Origin of the sequence: Pseudomonas sp. PA15(2017) (assembly GCF_001945395.1) — a bacterium.
In the GTDB taxonomy this organism is placed as follows: domain Bacteria; phylum Pseudomonadota; class Gammaproteobacteria; order Pseudomonadales; family Pseudomonadaceae; genus Aquipseudomonas.
Window position 1 is genome coordinate 1 of the sequence record NZ_MSXV01000027.1, and the last position, 7,580, is coordinate 7,580.

Below are 7,580 nucleotides of genomic sequence, written 5' to 3' on the forward strand. Positions count from 1 at the left end.
CGTCCGGAAGATCGCGCCGATCCGGGCGGCATTGATCCATAATCCCCGTTATGCGAACGCCCCTCGACATCCCCACGCACCTGGTTAAAGACGCCACCCTCTACGCGCCTTCCCGCGACCCTCTCGACGCTGTTTGCCACGTCCTTCAGGACTACCCCAGGCTCGTTTCTGAGGTTCGCGAGTTGCGCCGTCGTGTCACCGATCTAGACGGCGAGGGCACCGAACTCGATGATCTCCTTGCCAGGCTTCAGAACGTTGCCAGGCAGATACTTGACCTGTGAACTGATAGCAAAATTGTTGCCTGAAGGTTCCTCGAGCTCGAGAAAATGCTACCAAACTGCCGGCAATCTGGTAGCATTTCCTTCGCCGGCAACCTGGTTGCTCGAGCAGATTTGCTATCAAATTTCCTGCAGGAAAATCCAGAATGCTAGTAAACCTTCGCGACTTCCCCGATGGCCTCGCTGACGATCTTAAGGCCATGACTCAACGCAAGACTGCCAGCGCCGCTGTCCTTCAGGCCTGCAGGAACTACCGTGGTTACGTTCAGCAGAACAACGCGCTCAGGGACGAGATCAAGGCCTTAAGGCTCGCTTTGGAATCCCAGCGTCACACCATGGAACAGGCCCGCATGGCTGCTATGCACCTCGTCGAAGCCTGTGGCCAAGGTGACATGCTCAATGGCTAAGCGAACAGTCGACCGCTGGCTTGATCGCCCTGGCACGCCTTCCCCTGTCGTCATCGCCCTGAACGTCATCACCGGCCTGATCATCGCCGGCCTCATTTCCAGCGCTATTTTCGGATAGCGCTCGGCCCTCAGCCTGACCACTCCACACTGATCACTCGCTTCTGCTTGTGTTGGCACGCTGTGTCAGTCCGCGAGTAGATCCACTCGCACATTTGCGATCGGCCCGAAGGGGCGAGGGGCGAAGCCCTGCTTTTTGAGCGCTCGACGGCGCCCGGAGGGGTGGGGGTGCTGTTACACCCCCACTTTAATGCAGACATCTGCATTTTCTGCTTGATCGGAAGACCCTGCTGATTGCTCATCTGCGGGGGCTACTGCATTCCTTATTGCTGCTTCGTCCGGCAGGCTCTGGACGTTCCAGCGGATCATTTTTATCCCCGCATCCGTGGTGGCCTTGTCTTTTCGCTTGTCGGCCTCCTGTCTCGCTGCTTTCTGGTGCGTGCTGTCGTCGAGTTCAATCGTGGCCACAACTCCAGCGTCTTTCCCGCATACAACGAAGTCGTAGCTGAGCCGATTGATGCGGTTATTCCACTCGTTAAACTTGAACCCGCGCTTTACGCCTAGCACCCTCGACACCTGTACTTGGCACAGCACGATGTGGTCAGGCAGTGCTCGAATGAGTCGGTGATACAGTATTTGCTCTGGCTTCGTCAGTGGACGCTTGGCGTAGAAGGGCCATGTTCCATCCCAGCTCGGCCCCTTTTTCCCTTTTGCCGCAATTGCCATGACGAACAATGCTGCCAATACAATGACGACCAGCAGTAGCCATTCCATGCTTATTCCTTCTCTCCAAATTTAGTCATGCGGCAGCGCCTTCACTTGCATTCGCACCATTTTCAAGTGTGAAAAGCAGCGCTCTTAGTAGCATCTTTGCCTGAGTTTTTGCTGGCCCAGGCAGTGAGTCGAAGCGCCTGAATATATCCATCATTTCTGAGCTTATGCCGCCCTCGTCGCCGAACAGCAGCCCGTCAACAGACACGTCTAGCTCTTTGGCCAGGACTACTAGCTTGTCTGCTGGCGGCGGGTTTGCGTCGTGCTCCCATCCGATATACGTGGTCTTTCCTGCGCCTACTTTCTCGGCAATCGCCGCCTGTGATACGCCCTTGGCCTTCCTTGCCTTGCGTAGGTTTTCCCCGATGGTCATATCGATGTCTCTGAGTTCGAAAATCTGCACGTGAGCCTACCTCCTGTCTTTCCATACAGTTTCAATATTCCGACCTTATAGGTCGAAATATTAGTTGACTGCGCATTGCCGAAAATCGTACCTTCTCGGTCGGAATATTGGTATTGACAGGTTTTTCATGGGCACGTTCGAACGGACACCGATAGCAGCCTTTTTCATCGATTGGCTGACCATTTCGCAGGAATTCGATTTCGACCTGCCGGTGGTGTGTGACGTGTTCACGCTGACCATTGATGCCAACACTGACGAAGTGCTCAGCACCCGCCAGCCGCGTTTCAAGCATGAAGCCAGTCATTCCACCTCGATCACCATTCATGTCCAGGGGCGCAAGATTCGCGTCGAGGGCAACCCAAGCAGAGTAGGGCGCCTTGATAACCTCTTCGGCTTCACGACCATCGAACAGTGTGTCTCTGTCTACAACGCAATCCTGCGCGAATACGGCCTTCCGGGTTTCACCCGTTGCACTGGCTCTGACCTGCGCCAGGGTCAGTCGGGCGGCTCGGCGGGCGATTGGATCGGCGACGGCGCCAAGATCGAACGTATCGACCTGACCACCAATGTCAGCGTGGGCGAGGGCAACGTCTTGGCCTACCTGCGCGGCGTCTCCAGCCAGCGCCTAGGCCACTCCATCGGTTTCCTGTACCCCAACGGTCGCACCGTCAGCTGGACCCCCAAGGGCAACGGCAAAGGGGGTCGCCTCCAATACCGCAAGGCCTACGACAAGGCGTTCGAAATGGACGCCAACCTGCTGCCACGCATGAAGCGCCTGTATGGCGACGAATCCCCCGAGTTTCAGTACGCCCAGCGCGTACGCGACTACTGCGCCGAGCATGGCGTGGTTCGCATGGAACAAGAGCTGAAAAACGAATTCCTCCAGCGGCACCACCTCGCGTGGTGGGGACTTTTCGATGAACGCCGCTTTGGTGAATTGCACGGTGAATTTCTGAGAGTAGATGAGCGATTACAGGTGACTGCGATGGACATGATGACGATAGCTGACAAGCTGCTTGAGAAGGGCATTGTAAATAGCCGCCAAGCTGCCAACTCTACCGCCTCCTGGGCGATTCTCTGGATGCATGGTTCGCCGTTCCCGGGTAATCAGCGCTCTCTCGGCACTCACGCTGCCCGTCTCAATAAGATCGGCATCAACATCCGCAACGCTTGCGATACCAGCCGCTTTGCGCCTGTGTTCGTTCGCCAGTGCCGCGAAATCACCAAGTCCAACGTCCTGGCCATCCCGAGCTGGTACCAGCGCGCGAACCACCTGCAGGTGGCCGCATGATCGCCGCGACCATGGACGCCGTAATCATCACCATGGCCGGCGCCGTGGCCATCCTCTGGCTCGGCGATTGGGTGCGCGCATGAGAACTGTCAGCTTCCAGGGCACCCAACTGACTGCCGGCCAGCGCCGCCAGATGGAACAACGCCAGCAGGCCAAGCCCGCATTTTTGGCGCCGCACCTCCAGCAGATGCTGGACGACAGCGCCCGCGAAATCGCCCGCATGAAAGAGCAGGGCACCCAGGGTGAAAACCCGAACAAGTTCAAACTCGACTATCAAGTAAAGGGAACGCCCTGGCTCGGTGACGTGTTTGGATTTGCAACTTACGAAACCGAGGAAAGTAACCATGGCATTTAATCTGCGTATCAAAATCACTTCGACCGACGTTGAAGTTAAGTCCGGCACCAACGCTCGCGGCCCCTGGGAGATTCGCGAACAAGAAGCCTATATGTTCAAGTCCGGTGACGAGTTCCCAGAAAAGATCATTATCGCACTTGGCAAAGAGGCCCCCGCTTACGAACCCGGCATGTACGAACTCGACGAAAAGTCCATCTACGTCGGCAAGTTCAAACAGCCTCAACTTTCCATGCGTCTCCGCCCCGTAGCCGCCGCCGCTCAACAGCAAAAGGCCAGCTAAGCCAGATTTTTACGAAGTAAAAACTGGCTGAGGAACGCGTAATGAATTTTCTAGGCTGTGACGGTGTTTGGTTGCTCAACGCAGACGGCACGACTGTTTGCCAAGGCAACATGAAGACTTTCACAGTTCAGGAAATGCGGGACCACTTAACACCCGCAATGTCGTTGGCCCAGAAAGCGGAAATAACCGGCGCAATGCTTGCACTGTTTGTTTTCGTCTGGGTCGCCAAGAAACTTCGCACAACTGTTTAATACGGAGTAACAACCATGAAACAACTGAAAATCAACGCCATCTGCAAGAAGTTCGGCCCGGCTGCTGTAACCGTTGCCCTGGCAACTCTGGCCTCGCCGGTATTCGCTGCCGAAGGCGATATCGACACCTCCAAGCCCCTGCTGTACATCGCTGGCGGCCTGGCTGCTGCCGGTGCTGTCACCGGCGCCATGTTCGGCCTGGTTGCCCTGATCGGTGCCGCCAAGAAAGCTCAGCGCGCCGGGACCTAATACCGTGCGGTAACTGCTGTATCAAGCCCGCTCGTATAACACGGGTGGGCTTTTTTATTGCCCGGAGATTGTTGAAATGGGGAACTTGCTATGTATCTCAACCCGGAAGATTTGGTCTTTCTTGGCGTGCTGTTTGCTCTTGGGTTGCTTTGCACAGGGCGCTAGTGCTGAGGATTACTACTGGTCTGCTGGCTCTTTTAAAAGCGCCTCTCCTAAAGCTGTTTGCGAGAACTACTTTTCCGACCTTAGCAAAGAGTGGACCTATAAGATTCATTCTGTGACGTTCTCCTTTCAAAATGAGAGCCACGGCTTTTGCCGTGGTATTAGTTATGGCTCTGAATATTCACAGCCTGCGTTCCGGTATGGCGATACTTGTCCAACAGGGTCTGTTTACAACTCAGCGAACGGCGAGTGTCAAAAGCCCCCATCTGCATGCGAGGGAAAGGCTGGTCAAACAACGTCTTGGACACTTCTCCGCCCCGATTTAAATGGCCTCGGCCCCATCGAGCACGCGTGTATGGACAACTGCCGTATTGCCCTGGGCAACTCGACCTGCAGCCCGGCATACGAAGGTGCCAAGACTGGCGTTTGCGTCGGTACCGGCCAGTTCACCGGCAGCGATTGCCAGCCCAGCGATAACCCTACTGGCGGCACGCCCCCGACTGATCCCAATCCACCGACCGACCCCACCGACCCGACAGACCCCACCGAACCGCCGCCCACCTGTGGCCCTGGCTTTTCGTGGTCTGGTACCACCTGCGTCAAAGACCCGCCCAAGCAGTGCGACCCGTCAACCGGCGAGGTGTGCCCGCCGACAGACCCCACCGACCCCAAAGACCCGACCGACCCCAAAGACCCCGGAGACGGTGGCGACGGAGACGGTGAAGGCGAGGGCAATGGTGATGGTGAAGGCAACGGCAATGGCGGCACCTGCGACCCCAAGACCGACCCCAAAAAGTGCCAGACAGACCCGAAGCCGGGCGAGGGTGACGGTGCCTGCGACCCTGCCAAAGACCCCAACAAGTGCGGCCAGTCCAGCGTAGGCGGGGAGGCTTGCGACGCCTCGGTCACCTGCTCCGGTGATGCCATCCAGTGCGCGATTCTGCGTCAGCAGAAGGCCCAGCGCTGCGCCGATGACGATTTCCGCAAGGTGGACGAGAAGGCCGTTAACGACCTGCGTACAGCGGTAGCTGCGAACCAGTCCGACGAGTCGTTCCAACCCATGAAGGCCACCAGCGAAAACACCTTCGACCTGTCCCGGATGATCGACACCAGCAGCCGCTTTTCCAAGTCCTGCCCGGCGATCCCTGACTGGTCGATCCCTTGGCTCGACGGCAAGAACGTCGCCGTTCGCATGAGCTGGGTCAACGACCTGTGCCAGTACCTGATCTGGATGGGTTACCTGATCGTCGCTTTCGGCATGCGCCGGGCGGCTGAAATCATTGCCGGAGGTATGAACTGATGCCCGCACTTATCGCCCTGTTTATGCGCGCCCTGGCCTGGGCGCTGCCCGGCCTTGGCTGGCACCTGCTCAAGGGCCTTGGCTTCGCCGCTGTGGCCTTTACGGGCGTTTCCGTGGCCATGGATCAGGCGAAGGCCTATGTCTTCTCCAGCCTCGGTTCAACGCCTACCGCGTGGCTCCAGCTCCTGGGCGTCCTGCAGATTGACGTGTACCTGAACATCCTGTTTTCCGCCTACGTCGCCCGCGCTGTGCTGTGGGGCATGAACAAAAGCGGCTCGAAATCCAGCATGCGCTGGCTTGGCAAGTAAGAGGCTCACACCATGCTGATCATCCGCACCGGCCTGCCAGGCGCAGGCAAAACCCTGAACGCGATTCGCGAAATCGACCTCGAGCACGCGGCCGACCCGAACGACCCGACCAAGCGCCTCCACAAGGACCCGCACGACCCTGATTTGCCCCCTCGGCCGATCTACTACAACGGCATCCCGGAGCTGGACGCCAGCAAGCTGAAAGCCAACTGGATCGAGTGGGACACGCCCGAAGAGTGGTTCAAGCTGCCCGACGGCGCCGTGATCGTCGTCGACGAAGCACAGGGCACCTTCGGCACCGATATCGGCCGTTCCCGTGTCGAGAAAGTGACCCGCTTTGAGAAGCACCGGCACCACGGCTGGGACATTCACCTGATCACCCAGCACCCAAGCCTGCTGGCTCCAGCAGTGCGCAAGCTGGCCGGCAAGCACATCAACTTTTTCCGACCCTACGGTCGCTCCAAGGGCATCTTCCGGCACGAGTACGAAATGTGCATCGACAGCCCGGAAAAGCGCTCCAACTTCAAGCTGAGCCAGGAAACCAAGGTCGAGCTAGACCCGGCTTACTTCGGTGTCTACAAGTCCAGCACCGTTCACACGCACAAGAAGGTGACGCCGCGATTCCTCAAGCTGCTGCCGCTGTACATCCTGGCCACCCTGGTGCCGCTGGCCCTGGTTGCCGGTGTGTTCTGGTACATGATCGCCAGCGGCAAGGACGAACAGGAGGCGCTGCGCAGCCAGATGGAAGGTCAAGGGCAGGGCAGTGAGCTGCTCCCCGCCGGAAGCCTCCAGAGCGCCCATGCTGGCCAGTCCTACGGCACCGCTCAGCCTGCCCAGGAAGACAAGCCCGACGACTACTTCGAACAGGCCACGCCCAGGGTCGCAGACCTCCCGCTGTCCGCTCCGAAGTACGACCAGCTGAACAAGCCCAGGGATTTTCCGCGTCCAGTCTGCGCGGCCACCTTCGACCAGCGCCTGATTGACACCGCGTACCGTCGTGGCCAGCAGGTCGGCGTTCACAAGGGCAAGCCAGCCGCCTGCAAGTGCTACACGCAGCAGATCACCCGCATGGAAACGACGTTCGAGTTCTGCATGGATGTGGTGGAAAATGGCTACTTCGACGACACACGACTGGCCCCCAGTTACGCCAGCGGCTACAGCAACCGCGGCTTGACCAGCCAGCCAGCACCAGAAATGCCGGCTGCTGCGAGAGACCGAGGGCGCGCAGCGTCCTCGCAGCAGCCGGTAGACTCATCGGGCATTGTTGTCGTTGGCAGCAGCAAGAAAGGCATTCTTTGGTGAGGACTGACGATGCACGACGCACATATCACGCGCTACATGCGGCTCAAGATCCAGGCCCGCCAGGAACGCGAGTGGCAAGACCTCAAGCTGTTCATGCTGTGTCATATCCCTGTGATCGCCGTTGTGGTGATTGCCGCCTGGGCATTCTCGTAGGCTTCGCATAATG

General features: G+C 58.3%; 13 protein-coding genes. 11 read left to right on the forward strand and 2 right to left on the reverse strand.

The features are described 5' to 3' along the window. Nucleotides 1-50 precede the first annotated feature (50 nt). Nucleotides 51-281, forward strand: a complete 231-nt coding sequence (locus tag BVH03_RS09430) for a hypothetical protein (RefSeq protein ID WP_075960920.1) — start codon at nt 51-53, stop codon at nt 279-281. 197 nt (nt 282-478) lie between these two features. After that, nucleotides 479-685 carry a hypothetical protein gene (locus tag BVH03_RS09435; protein ID WP_143485931.1) on the forward strand — a complete coding sequence of 69 codons (207 nt, stop codon included), beginning with the start codon at nt 479-481 and terminating at the stop codon, nt 683-685. Between the two features lie 291 nt (nt 686-976). Here the strand turns inward: BVH03_RS09435 and BVH03_RS09440 are convergent, their stop codons facing one another. Together BVH03_RS09440 and BVH03_RS09445 are read right to left on the reverse strand one after the other, a co-directional pair. Further along, nucleotides 977-1,516, reverse strand: a complete 540-nt coding sequence (locus BVH03_RS09440) for a DUF2726 domain-containing protein (protein ID WP_075960922.1) — start codon at nt 1,514-1,516, stop codon at nt 977-979. 25 nt (nt 1,517-1,541) lie between these two features. After that, on the reverse strand, nt 1,542-1,916 hold the full coding sequence (locus BVH03_RS09445) for a helix-turn-helix domain-containing protein (RefSeq protein WP_083640028.1): 375 nt from the start codon (nt 1,914-1,916) through the stop codon (nt 1,542-1,544). A 127-nt stretch (nt 1,917-2,043) separates the two neighbouring features. Between BVH03_RS09445 and BVH03_RS09450 the strand changes: the two genes are divergently transcribed. The 9 genes from BVH03_RS09450 (at nt 2,044) to BVH03_RS26340 (ending at nt 7,567) form a co-directional block, all read left to right on the forward strand. Further along, a complete protein-coding gene (locus BVH03_RS09450) occupies nt 2,044-3,207 on the forward strand; it encodes a phage/plasmid replication protein (RefSeq protein ID WP_075960923.1) in 1,164 nt (387 codons plus the stop codon). Nucleotides 3,208-3,286: 79 nt separating this feature from the next. After that, nucleotides 3,287-3,562: a hypothetical protein gene (locus BVH03_RS09455; RefSeq protein WP_075960924.1), complete on the forward strand. Its 276-nt coding sequence runs from the start codon at nt 3,287-3,289 to the stop codon at nt 3,560-3,562. Then, the gene (locus tag BVH03_RS09460) at nt 3,552-3,842 is read left to right on the forward strand and encodes a single-stranded DNA-binding protein (protein ID WP_075960925.1); all 291 of its coding nucleotides are present in this window, start codon (nt 3,552-3,554) and stop codon (nt 3,840-3,842) included. Before BVH03_RS09455 ends, BVH03_RS09460 begins: the two co-directional genes overlap by 11 nt. A gap of 41 nt (nt 3,843-3,883) precedes the next feature. Next, on the forward strand, nt 3,884-4,093 hold the full coding sequence (locus tag BVH03_RS09465) for a hypothetical protein (RefSeq protein WP_075960926.1): 210 nt from the start codon (nt 3,884-3,886) through the stop codon (nt 4,091-4,093). A 15-nt stretch (nt 4,094-4,108) separates the two neighbouring features. Continuing rightward, nucleotides 4,109-4,342 carry a hypothetical protein gene (locus tag BVH03_RS09470; protein WP_075960927.1) on the forward strand — a complete coding sequence of 78 codons (234 nt, stop codon included), beginning with the start codon at nt 4,109-4,111 and terminating at the stop codon, nt 4,340-4,342. Nucleotides 4,343-4,859: 517 nt separating this feature from the next. Continuing rightward, complete coding sequence (locus BVH03_RS25895; protein WP_177344903.1) at nt 4,860-5,804, forward strand: hypothetical protein; 945 nt, start codon at nt 4,860-4,862, stop codon at nt 5,802-5,804. After that, nucleotides 5,804-6,112, forward strand: coding sequence for a DUF2523 family protein (locus BVH03_RS09480; protein WP_075960928.1), 309 nt, complete (start codon nt 5,804-5,806; stop codon nt 6,110-6,112). The genes BVH03_RS25895 and BVH03_RS09480 overlap by 1 nt, the downstream gene beginning before the upstream one ends. A 12-nt stretch (nt 6,113-6,124) precedes the next feature. After that, a complete protein-coding gene (locus tag BVH03_RS09485) occupies nt 6,125-7,414 on the forward strand; it encodes a zonular occludens toxin domain-containing protein (RefSeq protein WP_075960929.1) in 1,290 nt (429 codons plus the stop codon). Between the two features lie 9 nt (nt 7,415-7,423). Then, nucleotides 7,424-7,567 carry a hypothetical protein gene (locus BVH03_RS26340; protein ID WP_168175608.1) on the forward strand — a complete coding sequence of 48 codons (144 nt, stop codon included), beginning with the start codon at nt 7,424-7,426 and terminating at the stop codon, nt 7,565-7,567. Nucleotides 7,568-7,580 lie beyond the last annotated feature (13 nt).